General features: G+C 55.1%; 14 protein-coding genes and 1 pseudogene. 11 read left to right on the forward strand and 4 right to left on the reverse strand.

All coding sequences use genetic code 11. The features are described from left to right. Nucleotides 1-56: 56 nt before the first annotated feature. Both aas and lplT read left to right on the forward strand, forming a co-directional pair. On the forward strand, nucleotides 57-2,222 hold the full coding sequence (aas, locus tag JK211_RS05785) for a bifunctional acyl-ACP--phospholipid O-acyltransferase/long-chain-fatty-acid--ACP ligase (RefSeq protein WP_212707725.1): 2,166 nt from the start codon (nucleotides 57-59) through the stop codon (nucleotides 2,220-2,222). After that, the gene (gene lplT, locus JK211_RS05790; protein WP_212707726.1) at nucleotides 2,215-3,426 is read left to right on the forward strand and encodes a lysophospholipid transporter LplT; all 1,212 of its coding nucleotides are present in this window, start codon (nucleotides 2,215-2,217) and stop codon (nucleotides 3,424-3,426) included. The genes aas and lplT overlap by 8 nt, the downstream gene beginning before the upstream one ends. Nucleotides 3,427-3,468: 42 nt before the next feature. Here lplT and JK211_RS05795 read toward each other — a convergent pair whose 3' ends face one another. The 4 genes from JK211_RS05795 to mutH form a co-directional block, all read right to left on the reverse strand. After that, nucleotides 3,469-4,509, reverse strand: coding sequence for an NADP(H)-dependent aldo-keto reductase (locus JK211_RS05795; RefSeq protein WP_212707727.1), 1,041 nt, complete (start codon nucleotides 4,507-4,509; stop codon nucleotides 3,469-3,471). 223 nt (nucleotides 4,510-4,732) lie between these two features. Further along, on the reverse strand, nucleotides 4,733-4,951 hold the full coding sequence (locus tag JK211_RS05800) for a YgdI/YgdR family lipoprotein (protein ID WP_249213036.1): 219 nt from the start codon (nucleotides 4,949-4,951) through the stop codon (nucleotides 4,733-4,735). 187 nt (nucleotides 4,952-5,138) lie between these two features. Next, entirely contained in the window at nucleotides 5,139-5,849 is a 711-nt protein-coding gene (locus tag JK211_RS05805) for a TerC family protein (RefSeq protein ID WP_212707775.1), read from the reverse strand. A gap of 59 nt (nucleotides 5,850-5,908) precedes the next feature. After that, the gene (gene mutH, locus JK211_RS05810; protein WP_212707729.1) at nucleotides 5,909-6,595 is read right to left on the reverse strand and encodes a DNA mismatch repair endonuclease MutH; all 687 of its coding nucleotides are present in this window, start codon (nucleotides 6,593-6,595) and stop codon (nucleotides 5,909-5,911) included. A 683-nt stretch (nucleotides 6,596-7,278) separates the two neighbouring features. Here mutH and rppH point away from each other — a divergent pair. The 9 genes and pseudogenes from rppH (at nucleotide 7,279) to recC (ending at nucleotide 17,320) form a co-directional block, all read left to right on the forward strand. Beyond that, the gene (rppH, locus tag JK211_RS05815) at nucleotides 7,279-7,806 is read left to right on the forward strand and encodes an RNA pyrophosphohydrolase (protein ID WP_212707730.1); all 528 of its coding nucleotides are present in this window, start codon (nucleotides 7,279-7,281) and stop codon (nucleotides 7,804-7,806) included. Nucleotides 7,807-7,818: 12 nt separating this feature from the next. Then, complete coding sequence (gene ptsP, locus JK211_RS05820; protein ID WP_212707776.1) at nucleotides 7,819-10,065, forward strand: phosphoenolpyruvate--protein phosphotransferase; 2,247 nt, start codon at nucleotides 7,819-7,821, stop codon at nucleotides 10,063-10,065. Between the two features lie 130 nt (nucleotides 10,066-10,195). Continuing rightward, entirely contained in the window at nucleotides 10,196-11,077 is an 882-nt protein-coding gene (lgt, locus tag JK211_RS05825; protein ID WP_212707731.1) for a prolipoprotein diacylglyceryl transferase, read from the forward strand. Continuing rightward, a complete protein-coding gene (gene thyA / locus JK211_RS05830) occupies nucleotides 11,074-11,868 on the forward strand; it encodes a thymidylate synthase (protein WP_212707732.1) in 795 nt (264 codons plus the stop codon). The genes lgt and thyA overlap by 4 nt, the downstream gene beginning before the upstream one ends. 198 nt (nucleotides 11,869-12,066) lie before the next feature. After that, on the forward strand, nucleotides 12,067-12,555 hold the full coding sequence (locus JK211_RS05835) for a prepilin-type N-terminal cleavage/methylation domain-containing protein (RefSeq protein ID WP_212707733.1): 489 nt from the start codon (nucleotides 12,067-12,069) through the stop codon (nucleotides 12,553-12,555). Then, entirely contained in the window at nucleotides 12,546-13,046 is a 501-nt protein-coding gene (locus JK211_RS05840) for a prepilin-type N-terminal cleavage/methylation domain-containing protein (RefSeq protein WP_212707734.1), read from the forward strand. The genes JK211_RS05835 and JK211_RS05840 overlap by 10 nt, the downstream gene beginning before the upstream one ends. Before the next feature lie 123 nt (nucleotides 13,047-13,169). After that, nucleotides 13,170-13,535: pseudogene (locus JK211_RS16880) on the forward strand (DUF2509 family protein); the annotation flags it as partial. Further along, nucleotides 13,534-13,869, forward strand: a complete 336-nt coding sequence (locus tag JK211_RS05845) for a prepilin-type N-terminal cleavage/methylation domain-containing protein (protein WP_212707735.1) — start codon at nucleotides 13,534-13,536, stop codon at nucleotides 13,867-13,869. The pseudogene JK211_RS16880 and the gene JK211_RS05845, both read left to right, overlap by 2 nt. Nucleotides 13,870-13,945: 76 nt before the next feature. Next, a complete protein-coding gene (gene recC / locus JK211_RS05850; protein ID WP_212707736.1) occupies nucleotides 13,946-17,320 on the forward strand; it encodes an exodeoxyribonuclease V subunit gamma in 3,375 nt (1,124 codons plus the stop codon). Nucleotides 17,321-17,363 lie beyond the last annotated feature (43 nt).

Genomic DNA, 17,363 nt, shown 5'->3' on the forward strand with positions numbered 1-17,363 from the left:
GGCGACACAAACGTGTTTAATCCGTCATATTGCGGTTTGAATCTTAAGGAGAGAGAATGTTTAGCTTATTGCGTGGCCTGTGCCGCTTGCTATGGCGGGTACGGCTGCACGGTGATTTATCGGTACTGAATAATCCCCGCGTACTGATCACCCCTAATCATGTTTCTTTCCTCGACGGTATCCTGTTAGGGCTGTTTTTACCGGTAAAACCGGTGTTCGCAGTCTGGTCCGGCCTGTCCGATAGCTGGTATATGAAAGCGCTGGGCGCGCTGGTGGATGTGGTCAGCCTCGATCCGCTGAAACCTATGTCAGTCAAGCAGTTGATCCGTCTTACAGAGCAGGGCAGACCGGTGGTTATCTTTCCGGAAGGCCGGATCACCGTGACCGGCTCATTAATGAAGGTATACAGCGGTGCCGGTTTTGTGGCGGCGAAAACCGGTGCCAGTGTGGTTCCCGTCAGGATAGAAGGGGCAGAGTTCAGCTGGTTTGCCCGTAAAAGTGGTGACATCCGCCGCCGTGCTTTTCCGGACATTGCTCTGCATGTGTTACCCGCTACCCGTATTCCTATGCCGTCTGCGGGCAGTGCCAGACAGCGCAGAGCACTGGCCGGGGAGCATCTGCACCATATTATGATGGAAGCGAGAATGGCGGTCCGTCCCAGACATACCCTGTTTGACGCTTACCTGAGTGCGGCCAAACGTTATGGCTGGCGGCGGGCCTGTGTGGAAGATATCCGCTTTACACCCGACAGCTACCGCGGGTTACTGAAAAAAATGCTCGGGGTGGCCCGGCTGCTGGATAAACACTGTCCGCCCTGTGCGACCCCGGGTCTGTTACTGCCCAATACTGCTGTGACCCCGGCGGTGGTATTCGGGGCAATTCTCTCAGGCCGTGTGCCGGCGATGCTGAACTATACCGCAGGGGTTAACGGATTACAGGTGGCGGTAACGGCTGCACAGATCACCACCATTTTTACCTCTCGTCAGTTTCTGGAGAAAGGCAAACTGTGGCATCTGACGGAGGCGATCCGCGGGGTCAGCTGGGTGTATCTGGAAGATTTGAAACCGGCGCTGCAGTTACGCGATAAGTTGTGGGTTCTCTGGCATCTGCTGGTGCCCGGCCGGGCACAGGCCGCACAGCAGCCGGAAGACGCCGCGATGATCCTGTTTACCTCCGGCTCGGAGGGCAACCCGAAAGGTGTCGTTCACAGCCATAAAAGTCTGCTGGCCAATGTTGAACAGATCCGTACGGTGGCAGATTTCCGGCCAGGGGACCGTTTTATGTCATCCCTGCCGTTATTCCATGCCTTCGGCATGACTGTCGGCATGCTGACCCCCCTGTTTACCGGGGCTGAGACTTTCCTCTACCCCAGCCCGCTGCATTACCGGGTGATCCCTGAGCTGGTCTACGACCGTAACTGTACCGTGTTGTTTGGCACCCCGGCCTTTCTGACCCGTTATGCGCAGTTTGCCCACCCTTATGATTTAGCCAGAGTGCGTTATGTGGTGGCCGGGGCCGAAAAACTGCGTGATTCGACCCGTGATCTGTACCTGGAAAAGTTTGGCCTGCGGATCCTCGAAGGCTATGGCGCGACAGAATGTGCGCCGGTGCTGTCGATTAATGTGCCGATGGCAGCCCGCTTCTCCACGGTTGGCCGTATTTTACCGGCCATGGACTTCCGGCTGATTTCGGTGCCGGGCATAGAGAACGGTGGCCGTCTGCAGGTCAGCGGGCCGAACCTGATGAAAGGCTACCTGCGGCTGGAAGCGCCCGGGGTGATTGAACCGCCGGTGGCGGATAACGGCGAAGGGGTCAAAGAGCCGGGCTGGTACGATACCGGCGATATTGTCAGTTTTGATGAGGACGGTTTTTGCCAGATTCAGGGCAGGGTGAAACGGTTTGCCAAACTGGCCGGTGAAATGGTGTCGCTGGAGGTGGCCGAAAGCCTGGCTCTGCGGGTGTCGGCCGGGTATCAGCATGCATCTTCGCTGAAAAATGATCCCCTGCGGGGTGAGGCACTGGTGCTGTTTACCAGCGATCCGCAATTAACCCGCGAGCGGTTATTAGAGGCCAGCCGTGAACTCGGCTACAGCGAGTTAAATGTGCCGCGTGATATCCGCTTTCTGTCACCGCTGCCGATGCTGGGCAGCGGTAAACCCGACTACCTGCAACTGAAAGCGCTGGCGGCGACGCCAGCCGAAAACGGAAATAACAATGAATGAATTAAGCTCAGGCACTGCTGCTGGCAGGGCTTCTGGCTTACGTCCGGTATTACTGGCACAGTTTTTTTCGGCATTCGGCGACAATGCCCTGTTGTTTGCCACCCTGGCACTGATGAAAAAAGACAGCTATGCGGACTGGACTCAGCCGGTACTGCAGATAGTGTTTGTGGTGGCTTATATCCTGCTGGCACCGTTTGTCGGACAGCTGGCCGACAGTTTTCCCAAAGGCCGGGTGATGATGGTGGCGAACGGGCTGAAATTTACCGGTGCGGTACTGATTGGTCTCGGTGTTAATCCCTTTGCCGGTTACGGGCTGGTGGGAATTGGTGCGGCGGCGTACTCGCCCGCCAAATACGGTATTCTCGGCGAACTGATCGATAAACAGCAACTGATCCGGGCGAACGGACTGATGGAAAGCTCGACCATCGTCGCTATTCTGCTCGGTTCGGTAACCGGCGGCCTGCTGGCCGACTGGCATATTTCCACCGCGTTACTGTTATGCGCGGTGATTTACGCTCTGGCGGTGGTTGCTAATATGCTGATACCCGGCTTACGGGCAGCCACACCGGACAAAAACTGGCGCTGGCGGCAGCTGCTGTCACGCTTCCGCCATGATGGCGTCAGCCTGTGGCAGGATAGCGATACCCGTTTTTCGTTAACCGGCACCAGTTTATTCTGGGGAGCCGGGGTCACCTTACGTTTTTTGCTGGTACTGTGGGTTCCGGTGGTGCTGGGGATCACTGATAACAAAACCGCGACGCTGCTGAACGGGATGGTCGCGGTGGGGATTGTCGGCGGAGCGTTGCTGGCAGAACAGCTGATTTCACTGCAGCATACTCAGCGCTGTATACCTGCGGGGATACTGGTTGGCGGACTGGTGATTATGTTTACCCTCAGCACACATGAGTATAGCGGTGGTTTCTGGCTGTTACTGCTCGGCGTCTGTGGCGGACTGTTTGTGGTGCCCCTGAATGCATTATTACAGGTGCGTGGCAGAGAGTCGGTCGGCGCGGGTCCGGCGATTGCGGTACAGAATTTTGGTGAGAATATTGCCATGCTGCTGCTACTGGCCCTGTATACCCTGACCATCCGGCTCGGGGCCTCAGTCATTGTTACCGGGATGGCTTTTGGCGGGCTGTTTTCGCTGGCGATTGCCGGTTTATGGCTCTGGCAGTGGCGCGGTAAATCTGCGGTGCGGCAGTAAGTCAGAGGCTGCACCGCGGCCGGGGCCGCAGTGCAAAACCGGTCAGGGAGCCGGATACGTATAACGGCGATGGATGGCTTCCAGCTGCTCCATCAGTTCACTGCTCAGGCTGAGGTTAACGCTGTCGATGTTTGCTTTCAGCTGTTGCAGTGTGGTGGCCCCCAGCAGAGTACTGGCGACAAACGGTTGCTGACGAACAAAGGCCAGTGCCATCTGTGAAGGGTCGAGCCGGTGTTGTTTTGCCAGCGCGACATAGGCAGCGACTGCTTCAGCAGACTGCTGCCCCGAATAACGGGTAAAACGGCTGAACAGAGTATTTCTGGCATTGGCCGGTTGTTGCCCGTTGAGGTACTTACCGCTCAGGGTGCCGAAGCCCAGAGCAGAATAGGCCAGCAGCTCCACCCCTTCGTACTGGCTGATTTCGGCCAGTCCCACTTCGAAACTGCGGTTCAGCAGGCTGTACGGGTTCTGGATGGTGACAATCCGCGGTAACTGATGCTTTTCTGCCAGTTGCAGATAGCGCATCACTCCCCAGGGGGTTTCATTCGAAACACCGATATAACGGATCTTTCCGGCGCGGACCTGTTCTGATAACGCGTCCAGGGTTTCCAGCAGGGTAACGGGGATATTTTCTTCCGTGTACTGGTAGCCGAGACGCCCAAAGAAGTTGGCCGGGCGTTGTGGCCAGTGCACCTGATAGAGGTCGAGATAGTCAGTATTCAGCCGTTTCAGGCTGGCATCCAGTGCGGCACGAATATTTTTGCGGTCCACCACCTGGCCTGCGCGGATTTGGGCATCGCTGCCGCGTGCCGGTCCGGCGACCTTACTGGCGAGGATAATTTTGTCACGGTGACCGGTTTTTTTCAGCCAGCTGCCGATATAGCTCTCGGTCAGCCCCTGAGTTTCAGGGCGGGGAGGGACCGGATACATTTCTGCCGTATCGACCAGGTTTATGCCCTGACTGAGCGCGTAATCTAACTGGGCATGGGCATCGGCTTCACTGTTTTGCTCGCCGAAGGTCATGGTGCCCAGACCCAGTTGACTCACTTCCAGCGAACTATGGGGAATACGATGGTAGAGCATGGCTGGCTTCCTTTTGTCATGATGGGGTAAGGGAAATCTACACCGGCACCGGGGGCAAGTCTACAGCAGGGCGTGTTACGGGAAGTGTCGCCGGGCCGCGCTGAGTGGTGACGGCAGTGTTACCGGCCCGCAGTACCGGCTTGTCAGGTTATTCCGCGGATTAAGTCAGGGAGACGGTATGGATAATGTGCAGCGGCCGGGCGGGTGTTCCGGCCGGACAGCGTCAGCGTTCGATAATGCCGGAGATATCGTCGCCGTTAATCTGAATTTTGTTACCGGCTTCGTCCGTATACTGTACCAGCCCGGTATCTTTATCGATTTGTGGTTTACCGTCGGTCATTATCATCCGGCCATCTTTGGTGGCCATAACATAATGACTGCTGCAACCGGCTGACAGAACGGTCCCCAGTAATACACCGCACAGTGCGGTGATTTTTATCATTTTCATCTTGTCTCCCGACGTAAATTTATACGTTACCGCTATCAGTAATAAATGATTTCTGTGCAGTAAACAAACCAGACGGGTCTGAAACAGGCAATAAACATCAGGCAGGCAACAAAATTCACGGGCTGAGTAACAAAAGCAGCGTGCCGCGACGGGCGGCACGCTGTTTCGCGGGCGGCTACGATCAGTGGTTTTTTTTGTTGCCGCGCAGCAGGTTGAGTAATTCGACACCCATTGAAAAGAACATCGCAAAGTAGATATAGCCTTTGGGAACATGCACCGAAAAACTTTCCAGCATCAGGGTAAAACCGACCAGGATAAGAAAAGCCAGCGCCAGCATTTTTATGGTCGGATGACGCTCGACAAATTCGCCGATCGCTTTTGCGGCAAACATCATCATAATCACCGCCACGATCACTGCCGCCATCATAATAAACAGATGATCGGACAGCCCGACGGCAGTGATCACCGAGTCGAGGCTGAAAATGATATCCAGCAACATGATTTGCACAATCGCGCCGAAGAATGAATGTACGCGACTGGCTCTGACCTCTTCACCGCCTTCAATCGTTTCATGAATTTCTTTGCCGGACTTCCAGATCAGGAACAGTCCCCCGGCCAGCAGGATCAAGTCACGGGCGGAAAACTCATGACTGAACAGGGTGAACAGGGGGGTAGTCAGGCGTACAACCCAGGCAATTGAGGCCAGCAATGCCAGCCGCATCAGCATGGCGGCCATCAGACCCAGACGGCGGGCTCGGTTTTGCTGGTGTGCAGGCAGTTTTGCCACCACCAGTGAAAGAAAAATAATATTGTCGATACCGAGAACGACTTCCAGAACAATCAGTGTCCCGAGCGCCAGCCAGGCATTAGGGTCCGCAATCCACTCGAACATACTCACATCAATCCTAAACAAAAGCTAAACGAAGAGTATAACCGGGCAGTATTCCCTGACTAAAGTAAAAAATGACGGGCCAGCAGCGGGCCGGTAAAGGTTTTCTTTAAGTAAAAACCCCGTGGCAGGGTCAGTACCGGCTGCCCCTGCGGGCCAATAGCTTCAGTCAGGGCCTTACTGTTGGCGGCTTTGGGACGGATTTGCAGGTACTGACCGTGGCGGGCGGTAATATTCTCTACCCTGCCCAATACGATCATCTCCATCAGTTCTTCCCAGTCTGCGCGCAGTTGCTGTTCTTCTTCCGCCGAAGGACGCCATAACAGCGGGCTGCCGATACGGCGATCTTTCAGCGGAATTGCGCGGTCGCCTTCCACCGGCATCCACAGTACACATGAAAGTTTATGCCGCAAATGGCAGTGTTGCCAGTCAACACCGCTATTACCGGTCAGGGGGGCTACGCAGACAAAGGTGGTTTCCAGCGGCCGGCCAAGACGGTCAACGGGGATTGTTTTCAGTTCAATCCCCAGATGGGAGAAATCCTGCTCTGCTTTACTGCCGGCACTGGCACCGAGGTGGCGTTCGAGTAATGTGCCAATCCAGCCTTTATCGCGGCGCAAGTCGGCAGGCACGGTTATCCCCAGCCTGCCGGCCAGCTCTTCCATCGATTGTCCGGCCAATGCACAGGCCCGTTGCATTAAGATCTGTTCGCTTTCCGGCGCAGACAAAGGTTCAGGAGAATAAGACATTCGGCCTCATGAGTTGGTTAAAAAACACTCGCCGTGGTACAGGCGCGGATCTGCAGAATAAATTATCGGGGATAAAGCTAATAATAGCATGATTAATCATGGTTTTTTAATCCATTTTCGGTTGTATCCTCTGACCTGTGACCGGTTTATACCCTGTTGTCATCGATAATAAACAGGATTATCCGCCCAGTTATCCACAGAAAAACTGGATAACTGTGTATTAACCTGACTACTGGTTCGATTTACAGCCTTGACTTTGCCACCCTGTGCCATTTTTCAGGCAGTGATGGATAAGTTATCACCATAAACTGTGGATAAAAATGCCGGTGGTTATTTTTTGTTCAGTGAGTTAAGTTGTCTTTATCGCTGGCAGCTAATCCGGCTTTTTTTATCGCGCTTACATGAATTATCTATTTGTAATTTAAGTGTTTTATTTCTGTCTTTTTTTATGGGGAATCGGGTTTTACTGGTGTATTATTCATTAAATTCCCGCGTTCTGCACAAAGCTATCCACAGAAAAGGTGCATAAAATTGTCTCCGGCTACCGGCTGCTGTTTATAACTTGGCTAAGAATTGTGAGTTATTCCGGAATTATTCTGATGAAACCCTGACAGCCAATGGTTTACCGTCTGTAAGGAGTATGAAACAATCAGGCTATCTGAAGATAGATTTGAGGTAGTCTGGTGATCGATGATGATGGCTACCGCCCGAATGTTGGGATTGTGATCTGTAACAGGCAGGGACAGGTATTGTGGGCCAGGCGCTTTGGACAGCATTCCTGGCAGTTCCCCCAGGGAGGTATCAACCCCGGGGAAACGCCGGAACAGGCGATGTATCGCGAATTGTTCGAAGAAGTCGGATTGCATCGTAAAGATGTCAGAATTATTGCATCGACCCGCAACTGGCTGCGTTACAGGTTGCCAAAACGTTTGGTGCGTTGGGATACCCGGCCGGTGTGCATCGGCCAGAAACAAAAATGGTTTCTGTTACAGCTGCAATCTCATGATGGTGCCATTAACGTACAGGGAAGCAGTACCCCCGAGTTTGATGGCTGGCGATGGGTGAGTTTTTGGTATCCGGTTCGCCAGGTGGTCTCTTTTAAACGTGATGTTTATCGTCGGGTGATGAAAGAGTTCGCTACCGTAGTGATGTCTGTCACGGAAAATTCACTGCAACGCAGTCAACCCTCCGGCCGAAGAAAAAGAGGATAGGGCATGCCGCTGATGCTCACCCAGTTGCGCGATATTGTGGAAAAGGTTGCCGGTGCTTCCCGACTCAATGAAGCACTGGAAATACTGGTTAATGAGATCTGCCGGATGATGGATACCGAAGTCTGTTCGGTGTATCTGGCTGACCATGAGCGTCAGTGCTACTACCTGATGGCGACACGCGGTTTAAAAAAACCGCGTGGCAGAACCATTACCCTGGCTTTTGACGAAGGCATTGTCGGGCTGGTCGGGCGTCTTGCCGAACCGATTAACCTCGCCGATGTTCAGAGCCACCCCAGTTTTAAATTTATCCCGTCAGTGAAAGAAGAAAATTATCGTTCTTTTCTCGGTGTGCCGGTAATTAACCGCCGTCAGGTGACGGGGGTACTGGTGGTACAGCAGCGGGAACTGCGTTCCTTCGACGAATCGGAAGAGTCTTTCCTGATGACCCTCGCGACTCAGGTCGGCGCATTACTCTCCCAGTCGCAGACCGGACAGTTGTTTGGTTTGTTCCGCCAGAGCCGTATTAAAGCTATCGCCGCCTCGCCCGGGGTAGCCGTCGCCCCCGGCTGGGTTGACCATGTACAGCCGACCCTTGATCAGGTATCGCGCGCATCGACACTCGACAGCGAGCAGGAGCGGGAGCGTCTGTTACTGGCGATCAGTGAAGCCGGTGACGAGTTTCGTCGCTACAGCAAACGTTTTACCAGCAGTGTGCAGAAAGAAAGTGCGGCTATTTTTGACCTCTACTCGCACCTGCTGAGTGATCCGCGCCTGAAGAAAGATCTGCTGGCAGAAATAGATCGTGGTTCAGTCGCCGAATGGGCCGTGAAAACGGTGATTGAACAATACGCGGGTCAGTTTGCCGATTTAAAAGATGCCTATCTGCGGGAACGCAGTGGCGATATCCGTGAACTTGGGCAGCGGCTGCTGTTTCATCTTGACGACAGCCTGCAGGGCACGAATGCCTGGCCGGAACGTTTTGTTCTGGTAGCCGATGAACTGACCGCGACGGCCCTGGCCGAAGTTCCGCCGGAACGTCTGGCCGGTGTGGTGGTACGTGACGGTGCCGCCAACTCCCATGCGGCTATTTTAACCCGTGCCATGGGGATACCGGCGGTGATGGGCGCGGATATCCGCCCCGAACAGCTGCACAAGCAGTTACTGATTGTTGACGGCTACCGTGGTGAGTTGCTGATCGATCCTGAACCTATTCTGATTAAAGAATATCAGCGGCTGATCCGTGAAGAAAATGCCCTGAGTAAAACCGCCGAAGCCGAAGCGGAACACCCGGCAATGCTGAAAAGCGGCGAAGCGGTGGAAATTCTGCTGAATGCCGGGCTGAGTGCCGAGCTGGAACAGGAAATGAACAGCTGGGTGGATGGTGTCGGCCTGTATCGTACCGAAGTGCCGTTTATGCTGCAAAGCGGGTTTCCGTCCGAAGAAGAGCAGGTGGCCCAGTATCAGGGGATGTTACAGCTGTTCAATAATAAGTCTGTCACCCTGCGCACCCTGGATATCGGTGCCGATAAGCAACTGCCTTATATGCCGATCAGTGAAGAAAACCCCAGCCTGGGGTGGCGGGGGATCCGCCTGACTCTCGATCAGCCGGAGATTTTTCTGGTACAGGTCCGTGCCATGCTGCGGGCCAATGCCGCCTCAGGCAACCTGAATATTCTGTTACCGATGGTGACCAGCATCGACGAAATCGATGAGGCGCGTAAACTGATCGAACGTGCCGGTCATGAAGTGGAAGAGATGCTGGGGTATGTGATCCCGCGTCCGAAAATCGGCATTATGATTGAAGTGCCCTCGATGATATTCCTTATCCCGCAGGTGGCCCGCAGTGTCGATTTTATCTCGGTCGGCAGTAATGATCTGACCCAGTACCTGCTGGCTGTCGACAGGAATAATACCCGGGTGGCAAACCTTTACGATTCATTACACCCTTCAGTATTACAGGCCTTGTATCATATCAGCGCCGAAGCCCGTCGCCATAACCTGCCGCTCAGCCTGTGTGGTGAGATGGCCGGTGACCCAATGTGTGTGGCACTACTGACAGGTATGGGATTCCGCCATTTAAGTATGAACGGCAAAAATGTCCCGCGGGTGAAATATCTGCTGCGTCATCTGGATTGTGACGAAACAGAACAGCTGACCGCGCAGGTATTACAGGCCAGTACCGCCAGCGAGGTGCGTTATCAGGTGGTGGTGTTTATGGAGCGGCGGGGGCTGGGAGGCTTAATCCGCGGCGGGCGATGAGACTCATTGCTGTTTACATTTGCCGGTCACACGCCGACAGCGGCTGTGCTATGATGCGCAACTCTTTACGGCCAGCGCGGGAGATCTCTCAGTACCGGCTGGCTTTCAGATAGAAAAATAATGGTGAAAGATGACAAACGGCTACCTCGCTTTTCCAAAATTTGACCCGGTGATTTTTTCTGTCGGCCCGGTTGCTCTTCACTGGTACGGTCTGATGTACCTGATCGGATTTATCTTTGCCATGTGGCTGGCAGGACGCAGGGCCAGTAAGCCCGGCAGTGGCTGGACCAAAAACGAAGTCGAAAATTTACTGTATGCCGGTTTTCTCGGGGTATTCCTCGGCGGCCGTATCGGCTATGTGTTGTTTTATAACCTGCCGCTGTTTCTCGCCAACCCCCTGTATTTATTTAAGGTCTGGGATGGCGGTATGTCATTCCACGGCGGACTGATTGGTGTGATCGTGGTTATGCTGGTATTTGCCCGCCGCACCCACCGGACTTTCTTCCAGGTGTCAGACTTTATTGCCCCGCTGATCCCGTTTGGGCTGGGTGCCGGTCGTCTGGGGAACTTTATTAACGGTGAATTATGGGGCCGCGTGGACCCGAATTGTCCGTGGGCGATGCTGTTTCCCGGCTCCCGCAGCGAAGACCTGGCGCTGGTGGCGACCCACCCTCAGTGGCAGTCACTGCTGGATACCTACGGTGTGCTGCCGCGTCATCCGTCACAGATTTATGAGCTGTTACTTGAAGGGGTGCTGTTATTTATCATCCTGAATGTATTTATTCGTAAACCGCGTCCGCGGGGAAGTGTGTCTGGTTTGTTCCTGATTGGTTACGGCGCTTTCCGGATCATTGTTGAGTTTTTCCGCCAGCCGGATGCCCAGCTTGGGTTATTTGGCGGCGTAATCAGTATGGGGCAGATCCTGTCCATACCAATGATTCTGGCCGGTGTTATTATGATGATTTGGGCTTACCGTAGCAGCCCCCTGAAACAACCGGGTGAAGTAAAATGAAACAGTATCTGGATCTGATGCAGAAAGTATTAAACGAAGGTGCATCAAAAGATGACCGTACCGGCACCGGTACCCTGTCGATCTTTGGCCACCAGATGCGCTTTGATCTGCAACAGGGATTTCCGCTGGTGACCACCAAAAAGTGTCATCTGCGTTCAATTGTGCATGAGCTGCTGTGGTTCCTGCAGGGTGATACTAATATTGCCTATCTGAAAGAAAATAAGGTCAGTATCTGGGATGAGTGGGCCGACGAAAACGGTGATTTAGGGCCGGTTTATGGCCAGCAATGGCGCAGCTGGCCGGCGGCCGATGGCCGTCATATTGACCAGATCAGCGAAGTGATCCGTCAGCTGAAACAGGACCCGGATTCACGGCGGATTATTGTTTCTGCGTGGAATGTCGGCGAACTGGATAAAATGGCGCTGGCTCCCTGCCATGCTTTCTTCCAGTTTTATGTTGCCGGGGGGCGCTTAAGCTGTCAGCTGTACCAGCGCTCATGCGATGTTTTCCTCGGTCTGCCCTTTAATATTGCCAGCTATGCTTTACTGGTACATATGGTCGCTCAGCAGTGCGATTTAGAGGTCGGTGATTTTGTCTGGACCGGCGGGGATACCCACCTGTACAACAACCATCTGCAACAGGCGCGCCTGCAACTGACTCGTGAACCGCGTCCGCTGCCGACCCTGAAAATTAAGCGTAAACCGGACTCTGTTTTCGACTATCGTTTCGAAGACTTTGAGATTGAAGGCTACGATCCGCATCCGGCGATTAAAGCCCCGGTCGCTGTCTGAACCGATACGCCTGAGGCTGGCTGAAAAGGCGGCAGAGCATTATTGCTCTGCCGCCTTTTTTATCGCAGCCGATAAACCCTGCAGTGGATCCGGCGTTTCGGCAGAATGTTGTTATCTGCGGTAATTTAATTACGGCGGGTTACGCACTCAGCGGCCTGACTGCTGTTGTTCTGACGGAAGAACCTTCAGTATAGGGGAATGAAAACCTACCGCCCGGCAGGGGACGCTGCCGGATTTACCTTACCGGAACTGGCGCTGGTGCTGCTGATTATTGCAGTGCTGACGGCCGGTGGCGGATATTACCGGCAATGGTCAGGCTATCGTCAGCAATTATCAGACACTGCCAGCCAGTTGCATCTGTTTCTGGCCGGGGTACGGGAGAATGCGAACCGTACTCACCGTGATCTGCCACTGAGGGTACGTCAGACCGCTGATGGCTGGTGTATTGATGCCAGTCCGTCGCCTTCGCCCGGAGACTGCCAGACCCGCGGGCGTTTTGTCTGGCAGGCACCTTACCCGCAGGTCGCGCTGCTGGCCGTGAATGGTCAGCCGGGGTTTTACGGGCGGCGCAGTGTGGCGCGGGCCGGCAGTATTGAGTTTGGTCAGCCGCGACAGGCGTGGCGGATTATTATTTCTGCGCGGGCACGGATCCGCGTCTGTCAGCCAGCACAGGAGGGATGCCAGTGACCGCACCGCAACCTGTACCGCCCTGTTGCCAGCGGGGATTTACCCTCAGTGAAATGCTGCTGGCGATGCTGATCTGCGGGGTGGTTTTACTGGGGGCGGCACAGTTTTTTCCGCGACTGTTTCAGCAAAGCCGTCAGTTACAGCAACAGAATCTGCTGACTCAGGAGCTTCGCCAGCTGATGCTGGTACTGGAGAAAAACCTGCGCCGTGCCGGGTTCTGCCAGCAGAGTCCCTGTGCCGGCCGCGGGGTGACAGTCAGTGACCAGGGACGCTGTCTTATCCTGCGGCTGCAGGAACGGCGCTATCCTGCGGCTGCAGGAACGGCGCTATCCGGCGGACGGCAGACCCGGCGGACTGGCCAACGAAAGTTACGGATACCGCTGGCGGGACGGCAGTATCGAAACTCAGCGCGGTGTGCAGCACTGCCGGGAAACGGGCTGGGAACGGCTGACGGACCCGGCCACATTACGGGTGGATGCCCTGCGCTTTGAGTCTCAGCTGCCACGGGTCGGTATTTATCTGCGGATATCGTCGGGCTCGGGAGTGACGGTCAGCCGTCAGCACTGGCTACTGGCAGAAAACCTGTGAACCGGCAGGGTAGCAGTCCGCTGGTGATGGTATTGATTCTGTTACTGAGCGGGACGTTATTACTGCATAGCAGTGCCCGTTTGCTGACCAGGGGGATGGCAGGAGCCGCGGATGAATCACAATATTTGCAGGACTTTTATCAGGCGCAGTCTTCTCTGGCGTGGGGGGAGCGTCAGTCATGGCCGGATAACAATGGCTGGCAGTGCCGCCGGGTACCGGTCGCGGGTGGCTACAGCTGTTTATTATGGCAAACGGCGGATAGCGGGTTGTTACTGGGCCAGTCGCGTAATGCGGAAAAACAGATCTGGCGTATTATCCGCCGTGCGTTCCCTGACCAGCCGCAGATTATGGCGGTTGCCGGTGGCTGGACCGATCTCTGTCCGCTGGCCGATGAGAAGCGCTGTACGGTTTCAGTCGCAGGGGTTCAGCCTGACCGAAAGCCTGATAGCGCTACTGATCCTGTCCCTCGGGGTAGTGATGTTATCCGGTTACCATCAGCAACTGGTGACGGCCTATCGGCTACAGTGGGCGCAGCGCGACGCGGCCTGGGCGGCGACCCGGTTGCTGGCCGGTAAGCCGGTGGCTGGCTGGGAAAATGAACTGAAACAGGAGGTCACCGCCGAAGGCTGCCGCCTGGTAACGGCGCAGGTCAGGGGCCGGTTTAACCGCCATTTCAGGCTGCAGCAGTTGTTTTGCCCGCCTTTCGGTCAGCGTTTACCGGAATAACTGCTGCTAATGCTTGCAACCGCTAAATCAGAAGGTACAGTGACGGTCACCGCCGGCAGCCGTTTCAGGAGACAGTATGTTCAGTGTTTACCATTCCAATCAGCTGGATATTTTAAAGGATCTCACTGCCCATCTCATCAGGATGCAGCCCCTGAGCGATCCTTTTGCCAAAGAAGTTGTGCTGGTGCAAAGCCCCGGCATGGCTCAGTGGCTACAGATGGCGCTGGCTGACGAGTTCAGTATTGCCGCCAATATCGAGTTTCCCCTGCCGGCAACCTTTATCTGGCAGATGTTTATGCAGGTGCTGCCCGGGATTCCCCGGCAAAGTGCCTTTAATAAAAGTGCCATGAGCTGGAAGCTGATGACCTTACTGCCGGAGATGCTGGCGCGGGACGACTTTTTACCCCTGCGCCATTACCTGAATGATGATGACGATAAACGAAAACTGTTCCAGCTCAGCAGCCGGATAGCCGATTTATTTGACCAGTATCTGGTGTACCGTCCTGACTGGCTGAACCAGTGGCAGCAACAGCAGCTGGTAGAGGGATTAGGCGACGCCCAGCAATGGCAGGCTCCCTTATGGCGGGCGCTGGTGGAATATACCGCCGAACTGGGGCAGCCTGAATGGCACCGTGCCAATCTGTATTCACGGTTTATTCAGGCCCTGGAGAGCTGTGATACGCCGCCGCCGGGGCTGCCGCCACGGGTATTTATTTGCGGTATTTCGGCCCTGCCCCCGGTATATTTGCAGGCTTTACAGGCCCTGGGGCGGCATATTGATATTCATCTGTTGTTTACTAATCCGTGCCGTGACTACTGGGGCGACATCCGTGACCGGACGTTTCTTGCCCGACTACAACACCGCCAGCGTCAGCAGATTAACTCTTCGCAACAACGGCCGGTGTTCCGTGAACCAGAGCAGGCCGCCTCGCTGTTTAATGAGGACGGAGAGCAACAGCTGACCCAGCCGCTGCTTGCTTCCTGGGGAAAGCTGGGACGCGATAACTTATATCTGCTGGCTCAGATGGATGCACTGGATAATGAAATTGATGCCTTTGCCGGGCCGGGGGAAGACAGCCTGCTGCATTGTCTGCAACAGGATATTCTGACCCTTGAGGACCACTCGGTCAGCGGGCTGACCAGCGAACAATATAACCACAGCGGCAGTAAACGCCGGTTATCGCCCGAGGATGATTCGTTTTCGCTGCGTGCCTGTCACAGCCCGCAGCGTGAAGTTGAAGTTTTACAGGATTACCTGCTGGGACTGATGGAGGCCGATCCGCAACTGAAACCGCGGGATATTATCGTGATGGTCGCCGATATTGACAGCTATTCACCTTTTATCCAGTCGGTATTTAACGGGGTTAATCGTCAGCGGCATATTCCGTTTGCCATCTCCGATCGCCGTGCCAGTCAGGCCCATCCGGTGATCCAGGCCTTTTTACAGTTACTGTCGCTGCCCGACAGCCGTTTTACGTCGGAAGATGTTCTGGCCCTGCTGGAAGTGCCGGCGCTGGCTGCCCGTTTTTCGATTAATGAACAGGGGCTGCGAACCCTGCGCCACTGGGTGGATGAATCCGGGGTGCGCTGGGGGCTGGATGACAGCAGCGTCAGTGACCTGTCGTTACCGGTGACGGGCCAGCATACCTGGCAGTTTGGCCTGCAACGTATGTTGCTGGGGTATGCCCTGGAAAGTGAGCAGGGTGACTGGCAGGGGATTCTGCCTTATGACGAGTCGGCCGGACTGATGGCCGAACTGGCCGGGCAGCTGGCCGAACTGCTGAGTTGCCTGGCTGACTGGCGTCAGCGTTTACGCCAGTCTCTGTCTCTGCGGGACTGGCAGCCCTGTTGCCGCGAGATGATTGATACCTTTTTTAGCGGCGACACAGACAGTGAAACCGCACTGGCACTGATTGATGAACAGTGGCGGCAGCTGACAGAGCAGGGGATTGAAGCACAGTATCCGGCTCAGATTCCGGTGACCATATTGCGGGATGAATTACGCAGTCTGCTGGACCAGCAGCGTATCAGCCAGCGTTTTCTGGCGGGGCAGGTGAATTTCTGTACCCTGATGCCGATGCGTTCCATTCCGTTTAAGGTAGTCTGCCTGCTGGGAATGAATGACGGTGTTTATCCCCGGACGCTGACCCCTTCCGGATTTGACCTGATGCAGCAATCGACGCGCCGTGGCGATCGCAGTCGCCGGGATGATGACCGTTACCTGTTTCTTGAAGCGCTGGTATCAGCCCGCGACCGTCTGTATATCAGCTATATCGGCCGCAGTATTCAGGATAACCGTGTGCGTCTGCCATCAGTACTGGTGAGTGAACTTTGTGAATATATCTCTCAGAGCTTTTGCCTGCCCGGCGATGAAGCCCTGAACGTGGATGACAGTGCACAGCAGGTACTTGAGCACCTGCTGCATCAGCACAGCCGTACCCCGTTTGCGGCCGAAAACTTTATGCCACAGGCTGCGCGGCAAAGCTTTGCCAGTGAATGGCTGCCTTCTGCCCGCGGTCAGGGAGAAGCCCTGCCATCCTTTGTTCAGCCGCTGGCGGAGTTTTGTTGCGACGAAATATCCCTGGAGGAGTTACTGCGTTTCTGGCGGCATCCGGTGCGGGCCTGGTTTACCCGGCGGCTGGGGGTGAGTTTTCTGGCGGAGGAAGATGACCTGCCGGATACGGAGCCTTTTGTACTGGATAATTTGCAGCGCTATCAGATCAACAGTCAGCTGCTGAATGCCCTGATTTATCAGCAGGACAGTGAGCAGTTTTTCCAGCGGCAGCGGATGGCGGGTCATCTGCCTTACGGGCCTTTTGGCGCCCTGTTCCGCGAAAAACAGTTAGCCGATATGCAGGAGATTGCCAGTCAGGTGAGCGGACAACTGGCCGATACCCGCAGTATTGAGGTGGATCTGGAATTACAGGTACGGCTGACGGGCTGGCTGACCGGGGTACAGGACGACGGTATTCTGCGCTGGCGGCCGGGAGAGCTTAATCTCAGTGATGGCCTGCTATTATGGATTGAGCACGTGGTTTACTGTGCCCTCGGTTACCAGGGGATCAGCCGCATGTACGGACGTAAAAACAGTGGCTGGCGTTTTCTGCCTCTGCCGCCGGAGCAGGCCCTGCAGCAGCTGGAACAGCTGATCGATGGCTTTCTGCAGGGGATGAACCAGCCGTTGTTACTGCTGAACCGTTGCGGTGGCAGCTGGCTGACCAGCAGCCTGAGTGCTGATAAGCAGCAACTGCTGACCGATGAAGAAACCCGGCGCAAGGCATTACAAAAACTGACGGATGCCTGGCAGGGCAGTTTCCAGGTGCCGGGCGAAGGCAGTGATCCTTATTTGCAGCGTCTGTGCCGTGAACCCGGCCCGCAGGTGATTAGCGAAATCTGTGCGGCGGCCGAACAGTGGTATCTGCCGGTGATCCGTGCCCATGTGGCCGAATAACTGCAGCCTGACAGGCCGGACTAAATTAATCATAAGTAAGGGA

This window comes from Tatumella sp. JGM130 (genome assembly GCF_018257525.1).
Taxonomy (GTDB): domain Bacteria; phylum Pseudomonadota; class Gammaproteobacteria; order Enterobacterales; family Enterobacteriaceae; genus Tatumella; species Tatumella punctata.

Bases quoted from the DNA above. Each gene is read 5' to 3' on its own strand.
- aas (WP_212707725.1), top strand. From the start codon at position 57: ATGTTTAGCTTATTGCGTGGCCTGTGCCGCTTGCTATGGCGGGTACGG.
- lplT (WP_212707726.1), top strand. From the start codon at position 2,215: ATGAATGAATTAAGCTCAGGCACTGCTGCTGGCAGGGCTTCTGGCTTA.
- JK211_RS05795 (WP_212707727.1), bottom strand. From the start codon at position 4,509: ATGCTCTACCATCGTATTCCCCATAGTTCGCTGGAAGTGAGTCAACTG.
- JK211_RS05800 (WP_249213036.1), bottom strand. From the start codon at position 4,951: ATGATAAAAATCACCGCACTGTGCGGTGTATTACTGGGGACCGTTCTG.
- JK211_RS05805 (WP_212707775.1), bottom strand. From the start codon at position 5,849: ATGTTCGAGTGGATTGCGGACCCTAATGCCTGGCTGGCGCTCGGGACA.
- mutH (WP_212707729.1), bottom strand. From the start codon at position 6,595: ATGTCTTATTCTCCTGAACCTTTGTCTGCGCCGGAAAGCGAACAGATC.
- ptsP (WP_212707776.1), top strand. From the start codon at position 7,819: ATGCTCACCCAGTTGCGCGATATTGTGGAAAAGGTTGCCGGTGCTTCC.
- lgt (WP_212707731.1), top strand. From the start codon at position 10,196: ATGACAAACGGCTACCTCGCTTTTCCAAAATTTGACCCGGTGATTTTT.
- thyA (WP_212707732.1), top strand. From the start codon at position 11,074: ATGAAACAGTATCTGGATCTGATGCAGAAAGTATTAAACGAAGGTGCA.
- JK211_RS05835 (WP_212707733.1), top strand. From the start codon at position 12,067: ATGAAAACCTACCGCCCGGCAGGGGACGCTGCCGGATTTACCTTACCG.
- JK211_RS05840 (WP_212707734.1), top strand. From the start codon at position 12,546: ATGCCAGTGACCGCACCGCAACCTGTACCGCCCTGTTGCCAGCGGGGA.
- JK211_RS05845 (WP_212707735.1), top strand. From the start codon at position 13,534: ATGAGAAGCGCTGTACGGTTTCAGTCGCAGGGGTTCAGCCTGACCGAA.
- recC (WP_212707736.1), top strand. From the start codon at position 13,946: ATGTTCAGTGTTTACCATTCCAATCAGCTGGATATTTTAAAGGATCTC.